The following is an 18710-nucleotide window of genomic DNA, read 5'->3' on the forward strand; positions in this document are numbered from 1 at the left end:
ACTGTTTCCCACTGAAGCGGGTGTGAATACTAACCAAAGCGAATGACCTTCGCAAGGGCAATTTAAGCGCATTGTATCAACTGCGGAAAAAAACAGCAAAAGCGTTGTTTTTTGCGGACAGTAAGGCGGCAACCGCCGCCTTTTTAGTCACTTAAACGATTAAACGGCTTTTACCGCGTCCGCGATACGATGGGCGAATGCCCTAACCTGCGCTTCATCTTCGCCTTCAACCATCACGCGAATCAGCGGCTCGGTGCCGGATTTACGTAACAGTACCCGCCCACGATTGCCGAGCGTAGCTTCTACGTCCGCCGTTACCGCTTTCACCGCTTCATTTTCCAGCGGATCGCCGCTACCAGCGGTATAACGCACGTTAACCAGAATCTGCGGGAACATTTTCATACCGCTACACAGATCGTGCAGACTCATATGATTACGCACCATCGCCGCCAGAACCTGTAGCCCCGCAACGATACCGTCGCCAGTGGTCGTTTTATCCAGCAAAATAACGTGACCGGAGTTTTCCGCGCCGATGCGCCAGCCTTTTTCCTGCAATTTTTCCAGCACGTAGCGGTCGCCCACTTTCGCCCGGGCAAACGGAATACCAAGCTGCTTGAGCGCCAGCTCCAGACCCATATTGCTCATCAGCGTACCCACCGCGCCGCCGCGCAGTTGGCCTTGACGCAGCCCTTCGCGCGCGATGATATACATTATCTGATCGCCATCGACTTTTGCGCCTTCATGGTCAACCATGATGACCCGGTCGCCATCGCCGTCAAGCGCGATACCGAGGTCCGCTTTCTCCGCCAGCACGCGCGCCTGCAACGCGCGCACGTCGGTCGCGCCCACCTCTTCGTTAATGTTGACGCCGTTTGGCTCGCAGCCAATGGCGATAACACTCGCGCCCAGCTCGCGCAGCACATTCGGCGCGATGTGGTAGGTTGCGCCGTTGGCGCAATCCACGACCACTTTCAGGCCGTTGAGGCTCAGTTCGTTCGGGAAGGTGCCTTTACAAAACTCAATATAGCGTCCGGCGGCGTCGACGATGCGGCTCGCTTTCCCCAGCTCGGCGGAGTCTACGCAGGTGATCTCTTTTTCCATTTCGGCTTCGATGGCTTCTTCCACATCGTCAGGCAGTTTCGTGCCATCGATAGAGAAGAATTTAATCCCGTTATCATAGAACGGGTTATGCGACGCCGAGATAACGATACCCGCCTCCGCGCGGAAAGTCCGCGTCAGATAGGCGACGGCTGGCGTTGGCATAGGTCCGGTAAACGAGGCCGACAGCCCCGCAGCGGCAAGGCCCGCCTCCAGCGCGGATTCCAGCATATAGCCGGAAATACGCGTATCTTTACCGATAATAATTTTACGCGAACCATGACGCGCCAGCACTTTTCCGGCGGCCCACCCCAGTTTAAGCACAAAATCAGGTGTAATGGGGGCATCGCCTACACGCCCGCGAATCCCATCGGTGCCGAAATATTTACGATTACTCATAGCGTTTGTTTCCCTTTGCAGACAGAGTGGCTTCTACCACCCGCATCGCCTCTACGGTTTCTTTGACGTCATGGACGCGAATGATCTGCGCGCCCTGCATCGCGGCAATTACCGCGCACGCAAGGCTGCCGTTCAGACGGTCTGATGGTCCCACGTTAAGTAGCTGACCAATCATCGTTTTACGCGACATGCCCACCAGCAGCGGCAGGTTAAAATGATGAAACTCACCCAATCGCGCCAGTAAGGTATAGTTGTGAGAGAGATTTTTACCGAAACCGAATCCGGGGTCGAGCAACAATTTCGCTTTTGCGATGCCGGCCTTTTCACAACGTGCTATTTGCTCAATAAAGTAGCGATTCACCTCGGCAAAGACATCGTCATATTTCGGCGCGTCCTGCATGGTTTTGGGGTTGCCCTGCATATGCATAAGACTGACCGGCAAGCCGGTTTCCGCCGCGGCTTCCAACGCGCCAGGCTCGGAGAGCGAACGGACATCATTGATAATATGCGCGCCCGCCTTTGCCGCTTCACGGATCACCTCGGGTTTAGAGGTATCCACAGAAATCCACACTTCAAAACGTTGCGCTATTGCTTCCAGCACCGGAATGACGCGATCCAGCTCTTCTTCCACGCTCACTTCCGCCGCGCCTGGCCGCGTTGATTCACCACCCACATCAATAATTGTCGCCCCGGCATTCACCATTAAATTCGCATGTTTCACCGCCTCAATCAGCGTGTTATGCGCGCCGCCGTCGGAGAAAGAATCCGGCGTTACGTTCAGGATACCCATAACATGCGGATGAGTGAGATCGAGCGTGGCGCCCTGAGCGAAGAGTTTCATGGTCAAAATCCCTGTTTTATTTATGGTGAGTTAAAAAAGAAAAACCCCGGGGCAAGCCCCAGGGTTTCGGTGAGCGCTAAACATAATGTTGTACAACAAACGCTTATTTGTCGCCCAGTTGCTCTGACATCGTGTTGCCCGGGTTCGGCGTGCGTGGTTCATCAACCGGACGCGGCGCCTGAGGCGTACCATTGCTGTCAGAATTATTGGTGCCGTTTGGATCTTCCCAGCCCGCAGGCGGACGCACTTCACGACGCGCCATCAGGTCATCAATCTGCGGCGCATCAATGGTTTCATATTTCATCAACGCATCTTTCATGGCGTGCAGAATATCCATATTGTCAGTCAGAATCTGACGGGCTCGATTGTAGTTACGCTCAATCAGCGCTTTCACTTCCTGGTCGATGATACGCGCAGTTTCATCGGACATATGTTTCGCTTTCGCGACGCTACGGCCGAGGAACACTTCGCCCTCTTCTTCTGCATATAGCAACGGACCGAGTTTTTCCGAGAAGCCCCACTGGGTCACCATGTTACGCGCCAGGTTAGTCGCGACTTTAATATCGTTCGACGCGCCGGTGGAAACATGCTCAACGCCGTAAATGATCTCTTCCGCCAGACGGCCGCCGTATAGCGTACTGATCTGGCTTTCCAGTTTCTGACGACTGGCGCTAATCGCATCCCCTTCAGGCAGGAAGAAAGTCACTCCCAGCGCACGGCCGCGCGGGATAATCGTTACTTTATGCACTGGATCATGTTCCGGCACCAGACGACCGATAATCGCGTGACCCGCTTCGTGGTATGCGGTCGATTCTTTCTGCGCTTCCGTCATCACCATGGAGCGGCGTTCGGCGCCCATCATGATTTTGTCTTTCGCTTTCTCGAACTCGACCATCGACACTACGCGTTTGTTGCCGCGTGCGGCAAATAGCGCCGCCTCGTTGACCAGGTTCGCGAGGTCCGCGCCGGAGAAACCTGGCGTACCGCGTGCAATGATCGCCGCATCGATATCCGTCGCTAACGGTACGCGACGCATATGCACCTTAAGAATCTGCTCACGACCGCGAACATCCGGCAGGCCAACCACCACCTGACGGTCGAAACGGCCAGGACGTAGCAACGCAGGGTCAAGGACGTCAGGACGGTTGGTCGCCGCGATAACGATGATACCTTCGTTACCTTCAAAGCCATCCATCTCAACCAGCATCTGGTTCAACGTCTGCTCACGTTCATCATGACCGCCGCCAAGACCCGCGCCACGCTGGCGGCCTACGGCATCGATTTCATCGATGAAGATAATGCACGGCGCCGCTTTTTTGGCCTGCTCGAACATGTCACGCACACGAGAGGCGCCGACACCAACGAACATTTCCACAAAGTCAGAACCGGAAATCGTAAAGAATGGCACCTTCGCTTCGCCAGCAATCGCTTTTGCCAGCAGGGTTTTACCGGTACCTGGAGGACCGACCATCAGGACGCCTTTCGGGATTTTACCGCCCAGCTTCTGGAAGCGGCTCGGTTCACGCAGGTATTCAACCAGTTCCGCCACTTCTTCTTTCGCTTCGTCACAGCCCGCGACGTCAGCAAACGTGGTTTTGATCTGATCTTCCGTTAGCATGCGCGCCTTGCTCTTACCGAACGACATGGCGCCTTTGCCACCGCCGCCCTGCATCTGACGCATGAAGAAGATCCAGACGCCGATCAGCAACAGCATCGGGAACCAGGAAATGAAGATAGAAGCCAGCAGGCTTGGCTCTTCTGGTGGTTCGCCAACAACCTTGACGTTTTTAGTCAGCAGGTTATCAAGCAGCTTCGGATCATTAATCGGAATGTAAGTCGTGTAACGGTTACTATCTTTCTTGGTAACGTTGATCTCACGTCCGTTGATACGCGCTTCGCGAACCTGGTCCTGATTGACCTCTTGCAGGAAGGTAGAGTAATCCACCTTACGGCCATTAGACTCGCTGGGCCCAAAGCTCTGGAATACTGACATCAGCACAACGGCAATGACCAGCCAGAGTATTAGGTTTTTCGCCATGTCACTCAAGGGATTAACCTCTTATTACAACTGTGTTAAAAACAGCGTCAGGATACTCTATATCCAGTTTCTTTCAAACGTTACGTCTGAAATCTGCCGGTTATCACTTTCGCCCGGTCGCTACAATATACACTTCACGCGAACGCGCACGCGAAGAGTCCGGCTTACGAACTTTAACTTTCGTAAACAGGGAGCGAATTTCCCTTAGATACTCATCGAAACCTTCGCCCTGGAACACCTTCACTACAAAACTTCCGCCTGGCGCCAGCACATCGCGGCACATCTCTAACGCCAGTTCCACCAGATACATGGCGCGGGGGATATCCACCGCCGGTGTTCCGCTCATGTTTGGTGCCATATCCGACATGACAACTTGTACTTTACTGTCACCCACGCGTTCCAGTAACGCTTTCATGACAAGTTCATCACGAAAATCGCCCTGAAGAAAGTCCACACCAACGATAGGATCCATAGGTAAAAGATCACAAGCGATGATGCGGCCTCTGCCGCCAATCTGCGTGACCACATATTGTGACCAGCCTCCTGGCGCAGCGCCGAGATCGACTACCGTCATTCCCGGCTTAAAAAGTTTGTCACTTTGCTGTATTTCATCAAGTTTAAACCAGGCACGAGAGCGTAGCCCCTTTTTCTGCGCCTGTTGAACATATTTATCGCTAAAGTGTTCCTGAAGCCAGCGGCTTGAACTGGCAGAACGCTTTTTACCTGTCATTTAACTTTCCCGTCGGGGCAGTTCATCGTAGCCAATGGCGTAAATTTCTACACGCCTATTTGGCGATATAAGGGAGATGGCGGTAGAATGACCCGTTTTCAATCCCAACGTAAGCAAAAATATACGATGAATCTGAGTACTAAACAAAAACAGCACCTAAAAGGTCTGGCACATCCGCTCAAGCCTGTTGTTATGCTTGGCAATAATGGTTTGACCGAAGGGGTACTGGCCGAGATTGAACAAGCGTTAGAGCACCATGAACTTATCAAGGTGAAAATCGCCTCGGAAGATCGCGAAACAAAAACCTTGATCGTGGACGCTATCGTGCGCGAAACCGGCGCCTGTAACGTACAGGTCATCGGTAAAACGCTGGTGCTGTATCGCCCAACTAAAGAGCGTAAAATCTCGCTGCCGCGTTAAGGATATCCTAAAGTCGAACACAAAATCTGTGTAAAACGAGGGGTTTTCCACGAGCAGGAGAGCAAAATGCCACGCTCTCTCCGTTGATAAAAGGCCGCTATGCGGCCTTTTTCCTTTCTTTACAATACACCAACAATTTGCATATTGGGTAATGCTTAAAGGTATTCTACTTTAAGCACTTCGTATTCCACATCGCCGCCAGGCGTTTTGATCACCACGACGTCATCCTGTTCTTTGCCGATCAGGCCGCGAGCGATTGGCGAGTTTACCGAAATGAGGTTTTGCTTAAAATCCGCCTCGTCATCGCCAACAATACGGTAAGTCTGCTCTTCATCGGTGTCCAGGTTTAGCACCGTGACGGTTGCGCCGAAAATCACGCGGCCATTGTTCGCCATTTTGGTGACATCAATCACCTGCGCATTCGACAGCTTTGCTTCGATATCTTTAATGCGTCCTTCGCAGAACCCCTGCTGTTCGCGTGCAGCATGATACTCCGCGTTTTCTTTTAGATCGCCATGTTCGCGCGCTTCGGCGATAGCGGCGATAATTTCAGGACGGCGCACAGATTTCAGAAAATCCAGCTCTTCGCGCAGTTTTTCGGCACCGCGTAAGGTCATCGGAATAGCTTGCATTTGTTATACCTCTTGAATATTCCTGTAGGGGGCAATGAACTCTACCCCGGCTGCTGAGCCAGCCCCGGCATAGCCATACCAGGGTCAGAAGCAAAAAAATACCAACCCAAGCGCGCAGTCCCAGGTCAGCTACAATTTCCTCTTTGATAATCATTTTACCCTGGAGTTCCCTATGGGTCATCGTTTACTTTTTAGGGTATTGCGCCGTAGTATGACGGCTTGTTTCCAGGGTGTTAGCGCGAGATTATGCGATTTTCCAGATTTATCATCGGATTGACCACCAGTATAGCGTTCAGCGTTCAGGCCGCGAATATTGACGAATACATCAAACAGCTTCCGGCCGGCGCCAACCTCGCGCTGATGGTGCAAAAGGTTGGCGCGCCCGCGCCTGTTATTGATTACCATGGTCAGCAGATGGCGCTTCCCGCCAGCACCCAAAAAGTGATTACTGCGCTGGCGGCGCTGATTCAACTCGGCCCGGATTTCCGCTTTACGACCACGCTGGAGACTAAAGGCAGCGTCGATAACGGAATCTTAAAAGGTGATTTAATTGCACGATTTGGCGGCGATCCAACGCTAAAACGTCAGGATATTCGCAATATGGTCGCAACGCTGAAAAAGTCCGGCGTCACGCAAATCGCCGGCAATGTGCTTATCGACACGTCGATTTTCGCCAGCCACGATAAAGCGCCAGGCTGGCCCTGGAACGACCTGACGCAGTGTTTCAGCGCGCCTCCTGCTGCCGCCATCGTTGACCGCAACTGTTTTTCTGTGTCGCTTTATAGCGCGCAAAAACCGAACGATTTAGCCTTTATTCGCGTGGCCTCTTATTATCCGGTAACGATGTTCAGCCAGGTGCGAACGCTGCCGCGTGGTTCAGCAGAAGCGCAATACTGCGAGTTGGATGTCGTACCCGGGGATCTGAACCGTTATACGCTTACTGGCTGTTTACCGCAGCGCGCCGACCCGCTGCCGCTGGCCTTCGCCATTCAGGACGGTGCCAGCTATGCGGGCGCGATCTTAAAGCAGGAGCTAAAAGAGGTCGGGATTACTTACCGCGGCACGCTGCTGCGCCAGACGCAGGTCAACGAGCCCGGAACGCTCGTCGCCAGTAAACAGTCGGCGCCACTGCACGATCTGCTTAAAATTATGCTGAAAAAGTCAGACAACATGATCGCCGATACAGTTTTTCGGATGATTGGTCACGTCAGGTTTAACGTTCCTGGCACCTGGCGGGCAGGATCGGATGCCGTTCGCCAGATTCTGCGCCAACAGGCGGGGATCGACATCGGCAATACCATTATCGCCGACGGTTCCGGCCTTTCTCGCCATAACCTGATTGCCCCCGCCACGATGATGCAGGTGCTGCAATATATCGCCCAACACGATAACGAGCTAAACTTTATCTCTATGCTGCCGCTGGCGGGCTATGATGGTTCATTGCAATATCGCGCGGGTCTGCATCAGGCAGGTGTAGACGGCAAAGTATCGGCCAAAACGGGCTCGCTACAAGGGGTGTATAACCTGGCGGGCTTTATTACCACCGCCAGCGGGCAGCGAATGGCATTTGTACAGTATCTGTCCGGCTATGCGGTTCCACCAGCCGATCAGCGTAATCGCCGCATCCCGTTGGTGCGCTTTGAAAGCCGTCTGTACAAAGATATTTATCAGAACAACTGAGTGTATTCTTGCCGGATGGCGACGCGAAGGCGTCTTATCCGGCCTACACGGAACCTAACAAAACGGGCCGCAAATGCGGCCCGTTGCATATTGTAGGCGGGATAAGCGCTAGCGCCATCCGGCTACGAGATTAACGTTTGTAGATAAATTCAACGCCTTCTTCGTCGTCTTCATCCCAATCATCATCCCACTCTTCGTCTTCAGCTTCTGCGGCCACTTCGTCCAACTGCTGACGATGATAGTCATCCCACATAAATTCGACTTTCTCTGGCTGTTTTGCTTCTTCAGCCTGCGCGATCGGATTCTCGATGATAAAGGTCATCACATCCCAGCAGAGATCTTTCACCCCTAGCTGGCTGGCGGCGGAAATCAGATAGTATTTCCCTTCCCAGCCCAGCGCTTCGGCGATCGATTTTGCTTTCTCTTCCGCTTCGGTCTTATCCATCAGATCGATTTTGTTGAACACTAACCAGCGCGGTTTAGCCGCCAGATCCTGGCTATATTTCTCCAACTCGCCGATAATGATGCGGGCATTTTCAACCGGATCGGAACCGTCGATCGGATCGATATCAATGAGGTGCAGCAATACGCGGCAACGTTCGAGGTGCTTCAGGAAGCGAATTCCCAGACCTGCGCCTTCCGCCGCGCCTTCGATCAACCCGGGAATGTCGGCAACCACAAAACTCTTTTCACTGTCCATACGTACCACGCCCAGGCTCGGTACCAGCGTGGTAAACGGATAGTCCGCGACTTTCGGTTTTGCTGCCGATACCGCGCGGATGAACGTTGATTTACCGGCGTTTGGCATCCCCAGCATACCGACATCCGCCAGCAGCATCAGCTCCAGCAGCAGGTCGCGCTTATCGCCCGGCGTACCGTTGGTTTTCTGGCGCGGCGTGCGGTTAACCGAGGATTTGAAACGGGTGTTACCCAGGCCATGCCAGCCGCCTTTAGCGACCAACAGACGCTGGCCGTGTTTGGTCATGTCGCCCATCGTCTCACCGGTTCCCTGGTCGATAACGCGCGTACCAACCGGCACTTTGATGGTCACGTCTTTACCGCGTTTACCGGTACAGTCGCGGCTCGCACCATTCTGACCACGTTCAGCGCGGAATGATTTTTCAAAACGGTAATCGATGAGTGTATTCAGGTTTTCATCGGCTTCCAGCCAGACGTCGCCGCCGTCACCGCCGTCGCCGCCGTCCGGGCCGCCTTTCGGAATATATTTTTCGCGGCGGAAGCTCACACAGCCATTACCGCCATCGCCTGCAACGACCAGAATCGATGCTTCATCAACAAACTTCATTTTACTCTCCGTAAATCATTCGCCTGAGCGGGGTTGCGAAACCACCGTTTCATGCTTGCGTAAACCGCCCCAAATACGATGACCAATGGCGGAATACATCGCGCCCGCAACCACGACAAACGCACCGAGATAACCTAAAAGGTTTAACATCGGTCTGGCGAAGAAATCGGGCCAGGCCATAGATAAAAGATCTGAAAACAGCAGGGTAAATAGCGGTGTCAGCGTGATTATCGCGCTCACCTGCGCCGCCTGCCAACGCGCCATCGCTTCCGCCAGGGCGCCATATCCTACCAGCGTATTCAGCCCGCAGAAAATCAAACAGACGAGCTGCCAGTCGCTCAGTTGCGCTATCACCATCGGTTTTGCCAGCGGCAAGAGCGCTATCGTACATAAAGTGTACAGTAAAAACAGGATTTGCTGCGAGGCCAGACGTCGCAATAATACTTTTTGCGCCACGCCATAGCTTACCCACACCATCGCCGCGCCTACGCCAAAAATAACGCCCCAGGTGTAGTCGGTCAGCCGGGTAAAAATCTCGATCAGACTGGTGTTAAAAAACATCACCAGCCCGCTCAATAACATCAGCGCGCCAATCACCTGCGTACCACGCATCTTTTCTTTCAGAATAAAGACGCTGGCGACCATCATGCCAACCGGCGATAGCTGGCCGATAACCTGCGACGCCGTTGGGCTTAAATATTGCAAGGAAGAACTGAACAAAATGAAATTACCGAACAGTCCGCAGGTCGCTATCGCCAGTAATACCAGCCAGCGCGGCTTACGAAAAATACGCAGCGGCGGCAGCTTTCTTTTTACTGCCAATATCGCCCCGAGGCCAATACTGGCCATTAAGAAGCGGTAGAAGACAATGGTTGGAGGCTCCATTACCTCCAGCACTTGCTTCATTGCTATTGGCAACGCTCCCCAGCACATCGCGGTAGTGAGCGCTAAAAGAATACCAATGCCTGCCTGCTGCTTCATTCCGTATTTCCTGCAAAGACCCATTAGCGGCATTCGCACAGCCGCACGGGTATATTTTGGTCGGCCATCGAATGTAAAAAGCCCCGCAACAGGTGCGGGGCTTTCATCCGTTACCGGACCACGAAGAACTTACTCAGCAACGATGCTGATGTACTTACGGTTTTTCGGGCCTTTAACTTCGAATTTCACTTTACCGTCTGCTTTAGCAAACAGAGTGTGGTCACGACCGCAACCAACGTTGGTGCCAGCGTGGAATTTAGTACCACGTTGACGAACGATGATGCTGCCTGCCAGAACTGCTTCACCGCCAAAGCGTTTTACGCCCAGACGTTTAGCTTCAGAATCGCGACCGTTACGAGTCGAGCCGCCAGCCTTTTTATGTGCCATTTAATCTGCTCCCCTAATCTTAAGCGCTGATGCCAGTGATTTTCACATCAGTGAACCACTGACGATGGCCCTGCTGCTTACGGTAGTGTTTACGACGACGAAACTTAACGATTTTAACTTTCTCGCCACGACCGTGGGCAACAACTTCAGCTTTGATTACGCCGCCATCAACGAAAGGAACGCCGATTTTGACTTCTTCACCGTTTGCGATCATCAGAACTTCAGCGAATTCAATAGTTTCGCCAGTTGCGATGTCCAGCTTTTCCAGGCGAACGGTCTGACCTTCGCTTACTCGGTGTTGTTTACCACCACTTTGGAAAACCGCGTACATAAAAAACTCCGCTTCCGCGCACACCTTTTCAATGATTCAGAGCGCGCTATAAATATTCACAATAGGGCGCGAATATTACGCAAATTGCACGGCTTTGACAAGTGCTACCATCAATACATGAAGAAAAAAAACACAACGCATACGGTAACGTTTATCTGCGGCGTTTTTTCAGTACAATCAGGGTATATTTCTAACCATAAACCCTACGTTACCTCATTCAGACATGGGATAATCGGGGCGATAAGCCCGGCTTTTGCGATGAATTTAGAAAAAATCAACGAGTTAACCGCGCAAGATATGGCGGGTGTCAATGCGACAATCCTTGAACAGCTTAATTCCGACGTTCAACTGATTAATCAGCTAGGGTATTACATCATTAGCGGCGGCGGAAAACGCATTCGTCCAATGATTGCCGTTCTTGCTGCGCGCGCGGTAGGTTATCAGGGCAATGCGCACGTGACTATCGCCGCTCTGATCGAGTTTATCCACACGGCGACGCTGCTTCACGACGATGTAGTGGATGAATCCGATATGCGTCGCGGCAAGGCGACAGCAAATGCCGCCTTCGGTAACGCCGCCAGCGTGCTGGTCGGCGACTTTATCTATACCCGCGCCTTCCAGATGATGACCAGCCTCGGCTCGTTAAAAGTGCTGGAAGTGATGTCGGAAGCGGTCAACGTAATTGCAGAAGGCGAAGTGCTGCAATTAATGAACGTGAATGACCCGGACATTACCGAAGAAAACTACATGCGGGTGATTTACAGTAAAACCGCGCGCCTGTTCGAGGCCGCCGCCCAGTGCTCCGGTATCCTGGCCGGTTGTACGCCTGAGCAAGAAAAAGGGTTGCAGGACTATGGCCGCTACCTCGGTACGGCTTTCCAGCTCATTGACGATCTGCTGGATTACAGTGCCGACGGCAAGCATCTCGGTAAAAATGTGGGCGATGACCTCAATGAGGGCAAACCTACATTACCGCTGCTTCATGCCATGCGCCACGGTACGCCAGAACAGTCAACGATGATCCGGACCGCTATTGAACAAGGTAACGGCCGTCATCTTCTGGATCCGGTTCTGGAAGCGATGACTACCTGCGGCTCGCTGGAATGGACACGTCAACGAGCGGAAGAAGAAGCCGACAAAGCGATATCCGCGTTGCAGATATTGCCGGATACCCCCTGGCGTGAAGCGCTAATCGGTCTCGCACACATCGCGGTGCAGCGCGATCGTTAATGCCGTTCTCTTATCCCGCGCGAAAGCGCGGGATACTCCATTAAGCTCCAATAAACTCCAGACACTCTTTTAGCTGTCTTTTTATAGATGGGTTTCCCTGGCATATTCTGAATATACCTATCGCTTACATGAACTTTTTAGAACATTCTTTCACGAAGAGTTATAGTATCGAACGTCGTCGGGTTGTTAAAACCGTAAGTGATTAACCTAAGGAGTGATGGATGTATGGAAAGCAAGCTTATTGACTGGCATCCGGCCGATATCATTGCCGGGCTGCGTAAAAAAGGAACTTCAATGGCCGCCGAGTCACGCAGGAATGGATTGAGTTCATCCACGCTGGCAAATGCGTTAACACGCCCGTGGCCGAAAGGAGAGTTGATTATCGCGAAAGCATTGGGAACGGAGCCCTGGGTTATCTGGCCATCGCGCTATCACGATCCGCACACGCATGAGTTTATCGACAGAACGCGACTCATGAGAGCGCGTAATAAAGGCAAACAGATATAGAGTGAGTGCCCGCAAAGCAACCCCCGCAATAGCGTTCGCGGGGGTTATTCAGCGTACAGAAGGTTATTCGCCTTTCACACGTTCAATATGCGCACCTAGCGCGCGCAGTTTATCTTCGATACGCTCATAGCCGCGATCGATGTGATAAATGCGATCCACGACCGTCGTGCCTTCCGCAATACAGCCCGCCAGCACCAGGCTCGCAGACGCCCGCAGATCTGTCGCCATGACCTGTGCGCCAGAGAGCGTTTCTACGCCATGACATATCACGGTATTGCTTTCAATTTCCGCACGCGCGCCCATGCGGCTGAGTTCAGGCACATGCATAAAACGATTTTCGAAGACGGTTTCAGTGATAAAGCCTGTTCCCTCCGCCACCAAGTTCAGCAGCGTGAACTGCGCCTGCATATCGGTCGGAAATGCCGGGTGCGGCGCGGTACGGACATTGACCGCCTTCGGTCGTTTGCCGTGCATATCCAGACTAATCCAGTCCTCACCCACTTCGATATCCGCACCGGCATCGCGCAGTTTCGCCAGTACCGCGTCCAGAGTATCTGGTTGCGCGTTACGGCAGATGATTTTACCGCGAGAGATCGCCGCCGCCACCAGGAAAGTGCCCGTTTCGATACGATCCGGCAGAACACGATAAATACCGCCGCCCAGACGCTCTACCCCCTCGATTGTAATGCGATCTGTGCCCTGCCCGCTGATCTTCGCCCCCAGCGCAACCAGGAAGTTAGCGGTATCGACAATTTCCGGCTCACGTGCGGCATTTTCAATGATGGTCGTCCCTTCCGCCAGCGTCGCGGCGCACATAATGGTGACGGTCGCGCCGACGCTGACTTTATCCATAACAATGTGCGCACCTTTCAGGCGACCATCAACGGACGCCTTCACATAGCCCTCTTCCAGCTTGATGGTCGCGCCCAATTGTTCCAGACCGGTAATGTGCAGATCAACCGGACGTGCGCCGATAGTACAGCCCCCCGGCAGGGATACTTGTCCCTGGCCAAAACGGGCGACCAGCGGACCCAGCGCCCAGATCGAGGCGCGCATGGTCTTAACCAGATCATAAGGCGCGCAGAACACGTTCACCTGGCTGGCGTCAATATGTACCGACCCATTGCGTTCCACTTTTGCCCCTAATTGGCTCAGGAGCTTCATCGACGTATCCACATCTTTCAGTTTTGGGACGTTTTGGATCTCTACCGGCTCTTCTGCCAGCAGCGCGGCGAATAGGATCGGCAGCGCGGCGTTTTTGGCGCCGGAAATTGTGACTTCGCCCTGGAGCGTCGTTGGCCCCTGTACACGAAATTTATCCATTATTGTATTCTCAGTTAAGCATTCATCTCCGCTACCGGCAGGTTACCCGTAGCTTAAAATCCGTTAAGTTTACGATCGCGCGCCCATTCCGCCGGGGTATACGCTTTGATCGATACGGCGTGAATACGGTTGTCCGCAATGTATTCCATCAGCGGGCCATAGACCGTTTGCTGTTTCTTGACCCGGCTCATGCCGTCAAACATCTCACCCACGGCAATAACCTGAAAGTGGCTGCCATCGCCGGAGACATGGACTTCCTGGAGGGAGAGAGCGTTCATCAGCACACTCTGAATTTCATCATTTTCCATGGGTTCTTTATTCGTCAAATAGTGGAAACAGCCCACCATCTTAGAGCAAAGTGGCGCCGTCTTAAATAAGCAAAAGATCACGCTAATAAATCAGCGCTATAAAAGTGCCGAATAGCGCCGCTAACGCGTCTTATCCGGCCTACGGAGATCATGTGAAGTGTAGGCCGGATAAGGCATATACACCGCCATCCGGCATTCATTACATACGGGGGAGTACGTCTTCGGGCAAGTTATATAATTGCGCCAGCGCATAAACTTTGTCGTTAACGCCAGACAATGACACGGCATTGCCCTGCTTTTTTGCCTGGTTCACAAGGTGTGCCAGCAGCGCCAGACCTCCCGTATCCACCCTGGAGATCTGGCTCATGTCGATACGGGTGACGCCTGTCATCGCCTCTACGCGCGCGTCCCATAACGGCGTCAGCACGTCCTGATCCAGCTCTCCCGCCAGCATCAGGGTACCCGCTTCACGCGTCCAGGTGAGTTGCGGCGTCATTACTGTTTCTCGTCCAAAGTAATTTTCTGTTTAGAGATAGATTTCAGTTGCGCGGTCAGGCCGTCAATGCCTTTAGTACGCAGCAGGTCGCTCCACTCATTTTGCTTGGTGGTGATCATGCTGACGCCTTCCGCAATCATGTCATACGCCTGCCAGTTTCCGGTCTGGGAGTTTTTACGCCACTGGAAATCCAGACGTACCGGCGGACGACCGTTTGGATCGATAATCGTTACACGGATAGGCACGATGGTCGCATTGCCCAGCGGCTGCTCAGGCGCTATCTGGTAAGTCTGTCCGTGGTACATCGCCAGCGCCTGACCGTAAGCCTGTTTCAAGTATTCGCGAAACGCGGCGAAATAGGCCTCGCGCTGCGCTGGGGTCGCGTCTTTGTAGTAGCGGCCCAGCACCAGCGCGCCGGCATATTTTACCTGCACATACGGCAGTAGCTCCTGAGCAACGACTTCGCGCAGGTAATCCGGGTTAGCGCGAATTTTCGGCTGTTCGTTTTTGAGGCGATCGAAGGTTTTCTGCGCCGCCTCGTTCATTAGTTTATAAGGATTGCTCTGATCCGCTGCCGTTGCTGCGCTTAATGGCGCAATGACCAGCAGGGCCACCATCATCAGTCGTTTAAACATGCCTCAATTCTCCTGAGATTATTTCGTTGCGCCCGCGGGCGTTGTGGCTTCAGTATTACCTTCCTTTGCGGCTGGCGCATCGCCAGAATTCTTATTGTCGTCGCCTTTGCTGTTATAAAGGAACTGACCAATCATATCCTCCAGCACCATTGCAGACTTGGTGTCCTGAATCGTACTCCCATCTTTGAGGATAGACGTTCCCAATTCAGGATCTTCAAAACCGACGTTTAATGACAGATATTGCTCCCCCAGCAAGCCGGAAGTACGAATACTCAACGAACTGGTATCGGGAATATGGTTATAACGCTCTTCAATGTCGAGCGTTACGCGCGGCAGGTACGTTTTCGGATCAAGCGAGATATCTTCAACCCGCCCGACAACCACCCCACCGATACGCACCGGGGAGCGCACTTTCAGACCGCCGATGTTATCAAAGGTCGCATAAACCTTATAGGTCGGCTCCGTGCGCATAGAGGTCACATTTGCCGCCTTCAGGCAAACAAACAGCGCCGCCAGCAACGCCACCAGCAAAAAAACGCCTACCCAAATTTCATTTTTTTTCGTTTGCATGAACTCAATTCCCAAACATCAGTGCGGTCAGCACAAAATCCAGCCCCAGTACGGCCAACGATGCGTGAACCACAGTACGCGTCGTTGCCCGGCTAATCCCGGCAGAAGTTGGAATTGCGTCATAACCGTTGAATAACGCAATCCATGTTACCGTAATGGCGAACACTACGCTCTTTATCAGACAGTTCACCAGGTCCATACGCCAGTCGACAGCGTTCTGCATTGCTGACCAGAAGAACCCGGCGTCGATTCCCTTCCAGCTTACGCCGACCAGCGAGCCGCCCCAAATACCGACCGCCACAAAAATAATGGTCAGTAACGGCAACGAAATCACCCCCGCCCAGAAGCGCGGCGAAATAACCCGGCGCAACGGATCGACCGCCATCATCTCCATACTGGAGAGTTGCTCCGTCGCCCGCATCAGGCCAATTTCCGCCGTCAGCGCCGACCCGGCCCGCCCGGCGAACAGCAAAGCCGCGACCACCGGCCCCAGTTCGCGTAGCAGCGAAAGCGCCACTAACATGCCAAGACTGGTCTCCGCGCTGTAAGTGGTCAGAACCAGATAGCCTTGCAGCCCCAGCACCATACCGATGAATACGCCGGAGACAACAATGATAAGCATCGACAAGACGCCCACATTATAAAGCTGGCGCACCAGCAGCGGCGCATGTTTGCGAAACTCCGGCTTACCGATGACCGCATTGAATAACATTAACCCGGCACGCCCGAACGTCCTGACGGTTTTGATCCCGCTGCGTCCGAGCGATGCCAGCGCATTTAACAGCATGAGTGGCTTAACTCCCTGTTTCGAGTAAATCAAGGTGATAGTCGCCCGCCGGATAGCGGAACGGAACCGGCCCGTCGGCAATGCCGTCAAGAAACTGACGCACGCGCGGATCCGTATTCTCCTGCAACGCCTGAGCGCTACCGTGAGCGACGATTTTTTTGTCCGCCATGATCCAGGCGTGATCCGCAATACTTAGTACCTCTGGCACATCATGCGAGACCACCACGCAGGTAACGCCCAGCGCGCTGTTCAATTCGGAAATCAGCTTCACCAGAACGCCCATGGTAATCGGGTCCTGGCCGACAAACGGCTCATCGAACATGATGAGATCCGGCTCCAGAGCGATGGCGCGCGCCAACGCGGCTCGGCGCGCCATGCCGCCGGAGAGCTCGGAAGGCATCAGTTTTGCCGCACCGCGCAGCCCGACGGCCTCCAGTTTCATCATCACGACGCTTTTTAGCAGCGGCGCGGGTAAATTCGTGTGCTCCCGTAGCGGATAAGCCACGTTGTCAAACACATTCATATCGGTAAACAATGCCCCCGACTGAAATAGCATACTCATACGTTTGCGGACGGTGTAGAGCCGCGAACGGGACATGGCCGGCACATTCTCGCCATCAAATAAGATCTCGCCCTTATCCGGCGGGATCTGTCCGCCAATCAAGCGCAACAGCGTAGTTTTACCGATGCCCGACGGCCCCATGATCGCCGTGATCTTCCCGCGCGGCACCGTCAGGGAAATATTATCGAAAATGCAGCGTTCGCCACGGGAAAAGCTGACGTTGCGCATATCGACTAAATTTGCCACAGACTGTCCCATTGATTCATCCTTCGTATTGCCTTGTTTAGATAACCATGGCGCTGAATTTAACCATGGGTTCGACATAATTACAGAATATTAACTGACAGGGTTAGCGAAAGCTGGCATTCGTTTTACTTTTTAGCCGCATAAAGTCAAAATTAAGACTTCGTTACGGCTTCCAGATATCCCTTCCAGGGGACCGGCGAGTATACCTGAAGAAAGGACTTTAGATGCTTTTAGCGATGGCGCTACTCATAATTGGTTTGCTTCTGGTGGCCTACGGCGCCGATCGTCTGGTGTTTGCGGCCTCTATTTTATGCCGTACATTCGGTATCCCCCCGCTGATCATCGGGATGACGGTAGTGAGTATCGGCACCTCGCTGCCGGAAATTATTGTGTCGCTCGCCGCATCGCTGCACGGCCAGCTCGATTTAGCCGTCGGCGCGGCGCTCGGTTCTAACATCACCAATATTTTGCTGATTTTAGGGCTTGCGGCGCTGGTTCGTCCTTTTACCGTGCATTCCGATGTTTTGCGTCGCGAATTGCCGTTAATGTTATTTGTTAGCGTGGTAGCCGGTTCCGTACTTCATGACGGACAGTTAAGCCGCAGTGATGGTATCTTTCTTCTGCTTCTGGCCGTGCTATGGCTGCTATTCATTGTTAAAATCGCGCGTCTGGCCGAACGACAAGGAAATGACAGCCTCACCCGCGAACAACTGGCGGAACTACCGCGCGAAGGCGGACTCCCCGTCGCGTTCTTATGGCTGGGTATTTCGCTGGTCATCATGCCGATGGCGACGCGCATGGTAATTGATAACGCTACGGTGCTGGCGAATTATTTCGCCATGAGCGAATTAGCGCTCGGCCTGACGGTCATCGCCGTCGGCACCAGTCTGCCGGAGCTGGCGACGGCGATCGCCGGCGTGCGAAAAGGAGAACATGATATTGCCGTCGGCAATATCATTGGCGCCAATATTTTTAATCTCGCCATCGTGCTGGGACTGCCTGCACTGATTACGCCGGGGGATATCAACCCGCTGGCGTTTGGACGTGATTATAGCGTGATGTTGCTGGTGAGCGTGGTTTTCGCTTTGCTTTGCTGGCGGCATCCGCGCCAGATTGGTCGGGGCGCAGGTATACTGCTGACCGTCGGTTTTATCGTATGGCTGGCGATGCTGTATTGGCTATCGCCACTTTTTGTTGGATAAC

General features: G+C 53.3%; 21 protein-coding genes. 5 read left to right on the forward strand and 16 right to left on the reverse strand.

Features of this window, described 5'->3' with window-relative positions; all coding sequences use genetic code 11:
- Positions 1 to 159 precede the first annotated feature (159 nt).
- The 4 genes from glmM to rlmE form a co-directional block, all read right to left on the reverse strand.
- A complete protein-coding gene (gene glmM / locus F4V61_RS10365) occupies positions 160 to 1497 on the reverse strand; it encodes a phosphoglucosamine mutase (protein WP_000071157.1) in 1338 nt (445 codons plus the stop codon).
- Entirely contained in the window at positions 1490 to 2338 is an 849-nt protein-coding gene (folP, locus tag F4V61_RS10370; RefSeq protein ID WP_000764706.1) for a dihydropteroate synthase, read from the reverse strand. The genes glmM and folP overlap by 8 nt, the downstream gene beginning before the upstream one ends.
- A 103-nt stretch (positions 2339 to 2441) precedes the next feature.
- A complete protein-coding gene (gene ftsH, locus F4V61_RS10375) occupies positions 2442 to 4376 on the reverse strand; it encodes an ATP-dependent zinc metalloprotease FtsH (protein WP_001107481.1) in 1935 nt (644 codons plus the stop codon).
- A 103-nt stretch (positions 4377 to 4479) separates the two neighbouring features.
- Positions 4480 to 5106, reverse strand: coding sequence for a 23S rRNA (uridine(2552)-2'-O)-methyltransferase RlmE (gene rlmE / locus F4V61_RS10380; protein ID WP_000145978.1), 627 nt, complete (start codon positions 5104 to 5106; stop codon positions 4480 to 4482).
- Between the two features lie 126 nt (positions 5107 to 5232).
- Here rlmE and yhbY point away from each other — a divergent pair, with 126 nt between their 5' ends.
- A complete protein-coding gene (gene yhbY, locus F4V61_RS10385) occupies positions 5233 to 5526 on the forward strand; it encodes a ribosome assembly RNA-binding protein YhbY (RefSeq protein WP_001592995.1) in 294 nt (97 codons plus the stop codon).
- A 155-nt stretch (positions 5527 to 5681) separates the two neighbouring features.
- On the opposite strand, the gene greA is transcribed toward yhbY, so the two are convergent.
- Positions 5682 to 6158 (reverse strand): transcription elongation factor GreA, encoded by a 477-nt coding sequence (gene greA, locus F4V61_RS10390; RefSeq protein WP_001147998.1) that lies wholly within the window; start codon positions 6156 to 6158, stop codon positions 5682 to 5684.
- Between the two features lie 246 nt (positions 6159 to 6404).
- Here greA and dacB point away from each other — a divergent pair, with 246 nt between their 5' ends.
- Positions 6405 to 7838: a serine-type D-Ala-D-Ala carboxypeptidase gene (gene dacB, locus F4V61_RS10395; protein ID WP_001212691.1), complete on the forward strand. Its 1434-nt coding sequence runs from the start codon at positions 6405 to 6407 to the stop codon at positions 7836 to 7838.
- A 130-nt stretch (positions 7839 to 7968) separates the two neighbouring features.
- Here the strand turns inward: dacB and cgtA are convergent, their stop codons facing one another.
- From cgtA to rplU, 4 genes are all read right to left on the reverse strand, one after another.
- Positions 7969 to 9144: an Obg family GTPase CgtA gene (gene cgtA, locus F4V61_RS10400; RefSeq protein ID WP_000673546.1), complete on the reverse strand. Its 1176-nt coding sequence runs from the start codon at positions 9142 to 9144 to the stop codon at positions 7969 to 7971.
- A 15-nt stretch (positions 9145 to 9159) separates the two neighbouring features.
- A complete protein-coding gene (locus F4V61_RS10405) occupies positions 9160 to 10125 on the reverse strand; it encodes a DMT family transporter (protein ID WP_000813047.1) in 966 nt (321 codons plus the stop codon).
- 129 nt (positions 10126 to 10254) lie between these two features.
- Entirely contained in the window at positions 10255 to 10512 is a 258-nt protein-coding gene (rpmA, locus tag F4V61_RS10410; protein ID WP_000940593.1) for a 50S ribosomal protein L27, read from the reverse strand.
- 19 nt (positions 10513 to 10531) lie between these two features.
- Positions 10532 to 10843 (reverse strand): 50S ribosomal protein L21, encoded by a 312-nt coding sequence (gene rplU / locus F4V61_RS10415; protein WP_000271396.1) that lies wholly within the window; start codon positions 10841 to 10843, stop codon positions 10532 to 10534.
- 258 nt (positions 10844 to 11101) lie between these two features.
- Between rplU and ispB the strand changes: the two genes are divergently transcribed.
- Together ispB and sfsB are read left to right on the forward strand one after the other, a co-directional pair.
- A complete protein-coding gene (gene ispB, locus F4V61_RS10420; protein ID WP_001047356.1) occupies positions 11102 to 12073 on the forward strand; it encodes an octaprenyl diphosphate synthase in 972 nt (323 codons plus the stop codon).
- 225 nt (positions 12074 to 12298) lie between these two features.
- On the forward strand, positions 12299 to 12580 hold the full coding sequence (gene sfsB / locus F4V61_RS10425; RefSeq protein WP_000444165.1) for a DNA-binding transcriptional regulator SfsB: 282 nt from the start codon (positions 12299 to 12301) through the stop codon (positions 12578 to 12580).
- Between the two features lie 63 nt (positions 12581 to 12643).
- On the opposite strand, the gene murA is transcribed toward sfsB, so the two are convergent.
- From murA to mlaF, 7 genes are all read right to left on the reverse strand, one after another.
- Positions 12644 to 13903: a UDP-N-acetylglucosamine 1-carboxyvinyltransferase gene (murA, locus tag F4V61_RS10430; RefSeq protein ID WP_038397559.1), complete on the reverse strand. Its 1260-nt coding sequence runs from the start codon at positions 13901 to 13903 to the stop codon at positions 12644 to 12646.
- 53 nt (positions 13904 to 13956) lie between these two features.
- On the reverse strand, positions 13957 to 14211 hold the full coding sequence (gene ibaG, locus F4V61_RS10435; protein ID WP_024132113.1) for a BolA family iron metabolism protein IbaG: 255 nt from the start codon (positions 14209 to 14211) through the stop codon (positions 13957 to 13959).
- Positions 14212 to 14410: 199 nt separating this feature from the next.
- The gene (gene mlaB / locus F4V61_RS10440) at positions 14411 to 14707 is read right to left on the reverse strand and encodes a lipid asymmetry maintenance protein MlaB (protein ID WP_000188848.1); all 297 of its coding nucleotides are present in this window, start codon (positions 14705 to 14707) and stop codon (positions 14411 to 14413) included.
- Entirely contained in the window at positions 14707 to 15342 is a 636-nt protein-coding gene (gene mlaC, locus F4V61_RS10445; protein WP_000476477.1) for a phospholipid-binding protein MlaC, read from the reverse strand. The genes mlaB and mlaC overlap by 1 nt, the downstream gene beginning before the upstream one ends.
- 18 nt (positions 15343 to 15360) lie before the next feature.
- Entirely contained in the window at positions 15361 to 15912 is a 552-nt protein-coding gene (mlaD, locus tag F4V61_RS10450; RefSeq protein WP_001193594.1) for an outer membrane lipid asymmetry maintenance protein MlaD, read from the reverse strand.
- 4 nt (positions 15913 to 15916) lie between these two features.
- Positions 15917 to 16699, reverse strand: a complete 783-nt coding sequence (mlaE, locus tag F4V61_RS10455) for a lipid asymmetry maintenance ABC transporter permease subunit MlaE (protein ID WP_000925800.1) — start codon at positions 16697 to 16699, stop codon at positions 15917 to 15919.
- A 7-nt stretch (positions 16700 to 16706) separates the two neighbouring features.
- Entirely contained in the window at positions 16707 to 17519 is an 813-nt protein-coding gene (gene mlaF / locus F4V61_RS10460) for a phospholipid ABC transporter ATP-binding protein MlaF (protein WP_000531682.1), read from the reverse strand.
- Positions 17520 to 17731: 212 nt separating this feature from the next.
- Between mlaF and F4V61_RS10465 the strand changes: the two genes are divergently transcribed.
- Positions 17732 to 18709: a calcium/sodium antiporter gene (locus tag F4V61_RS10465; RefSeq protein ID WP_000922738.1), complete on the forward strand. Its 978-nt coding sequence runs from the start codon at positions 17732 to 17734 to the stop codon at positions 18707 to 18709.
- Position 18710: the final 1 nt, after the last annotated feature.

The organism is Salmonella enterica subsp. arizonae, from assembly GCF_008692845.1.
In the GTDB taxonomy this organism is placed as follows: Bacteria; Pseudomonadota; Gammaproteobacteria; order Enterobacterales; family Enterobacteriaceae; genus Salmonella; species Salmonella arizonae.

Coding starts and splice junctions, on each gene's coding strand:
- glmM (WP_000071157.1), bottom strand. CDS start 1,497: ATGAGTAATCGTAAATATTTCGGCACCGATGGGATTCGCGGGCGTGTA.
- folP (WP_000764706.1), bottom strand. CDS start 2,338: ATGAAACTCTTCGCTCAGGGCGCCACGCTCGATCTCACTCATCCGCAT.
- ftsH (WP_001107481.1), bottom strand. CDS start 4,376: ATGGCGAAAAACCTAATACTCTGGCTGGTCATTGCCGTTGTGCTGATG.
- rlmE (WP_000145978.1), bottom strand. CDS start 5,106: ATGACAGGTAAAAAGCGTTCTGCCAGTTCAAGCCGCTGGCTTCAGGAA.
- yhbY (WP_001592995.1), top strand. CDS start 5,233: ATGAATCTGAGTACTAAACAAAAACAGCACCTAAAAGGTCTGGCACAT.
- greA (WP_001147998.1), bottom strand. CDS start 6,158: ATGCAAGCTATTCCGATGACCTTACGCGGTGCCGAAAAACTGCGCGAA.
- dacB (WP_001212691.1), top strand. CDS start 6,405: ATGCGATTTTCCAGATTTATCATCGGATTGACCACCAGTATAGCGTTC.
- cgtA (WP_000673546.1), bottom strand. CDS start 9,144: ATGAAGTTTGTTGATGAAGCATCGATTCTGGTCGTTGCAGGCGATGGC.
- F4V61_RS10405 (WP_000813047.1), bottom strand. CDS start 10,125: ATGAAGCAGCAGGCAGGCATTGGTATTCTTTTAGCGCTCACTACCGCG.
- rpmA (WP_000940593.1), bottom strand. CDS start 10,512: ATGGCACATAAAAAGGCTGGCGGCTCGACTCGTAACGGTCGCGATTCT.
- rplU (WP_000271396.1), bottom strand. CDS start 10,843: ATGTACGCGGTTTTCCAAAGTGGTGGTAAACAACACCGAGTAAGCGAA.
- ispB (WP_001047356.1), top strand. CDS start 11,102: ATGAATTTAGAAAAAATCAACGAGTTAACCGCGCAAGATATGGCGGGT.
- sfsB (WP_000444165.1), top strand. CDS start 12,299: ATGGAAAGCAAGCTTATTGACTGGCATCCGGCCGATATCATTGCCGGG.
- murA (WP_038397559.1), bottom strand. CDS start 13,903: ATGGATAAATTTCGTGTACAGGGGCCAACGACGCTCCAGGGCGAAGTC.
- ibaG (WP_024132113.1), bottom strand. CDS start 14,211: ATGGAAAATGATGAAATTCAGAGTGTGCTGATGAACGCTCTCTCCCTC.
- mlaB (WP_000188848.1), bottom strand. CDS start 14,707: ATGACGCCGCAACTCACCTGGACGCGTGAAGCGGGTACCCTGATGCTG.
- mlaC (WP_000476477.1), bottom strand. CDS start 15,342: ATGTTTAAACGACTGATGATGGTGGCCCTGCTGGTCATTGCGCCATTA.
- mlaD (WP_001193594.1), bottom strand. CDS start 15,912: ATGCAAACGAAAAAAAATGAAATTTGGGTAGGCGTTTTTTTGCTGGTG.
- mlaE (WP_000925800.1), bottom strand. CDS start 16,699: ATGCTGTTAAATGCGCTGGCATCGCTCGGACGCAGCGGGATCAAAACC.
- mlaF (WP_000531682.1), bottom strand. CDS start 17,519: ATGGGACAGTCTGTGGCAAATTTAGTCGATATGCGCAACGTCAGCTTT.
- F4V61_RS10465 (WP_000922738.1), top strand. CDS start 17,732: ATGCTTTTAGCGATGGCGCTACTCATAATTGGTTTGCTTCTGGTGGCC.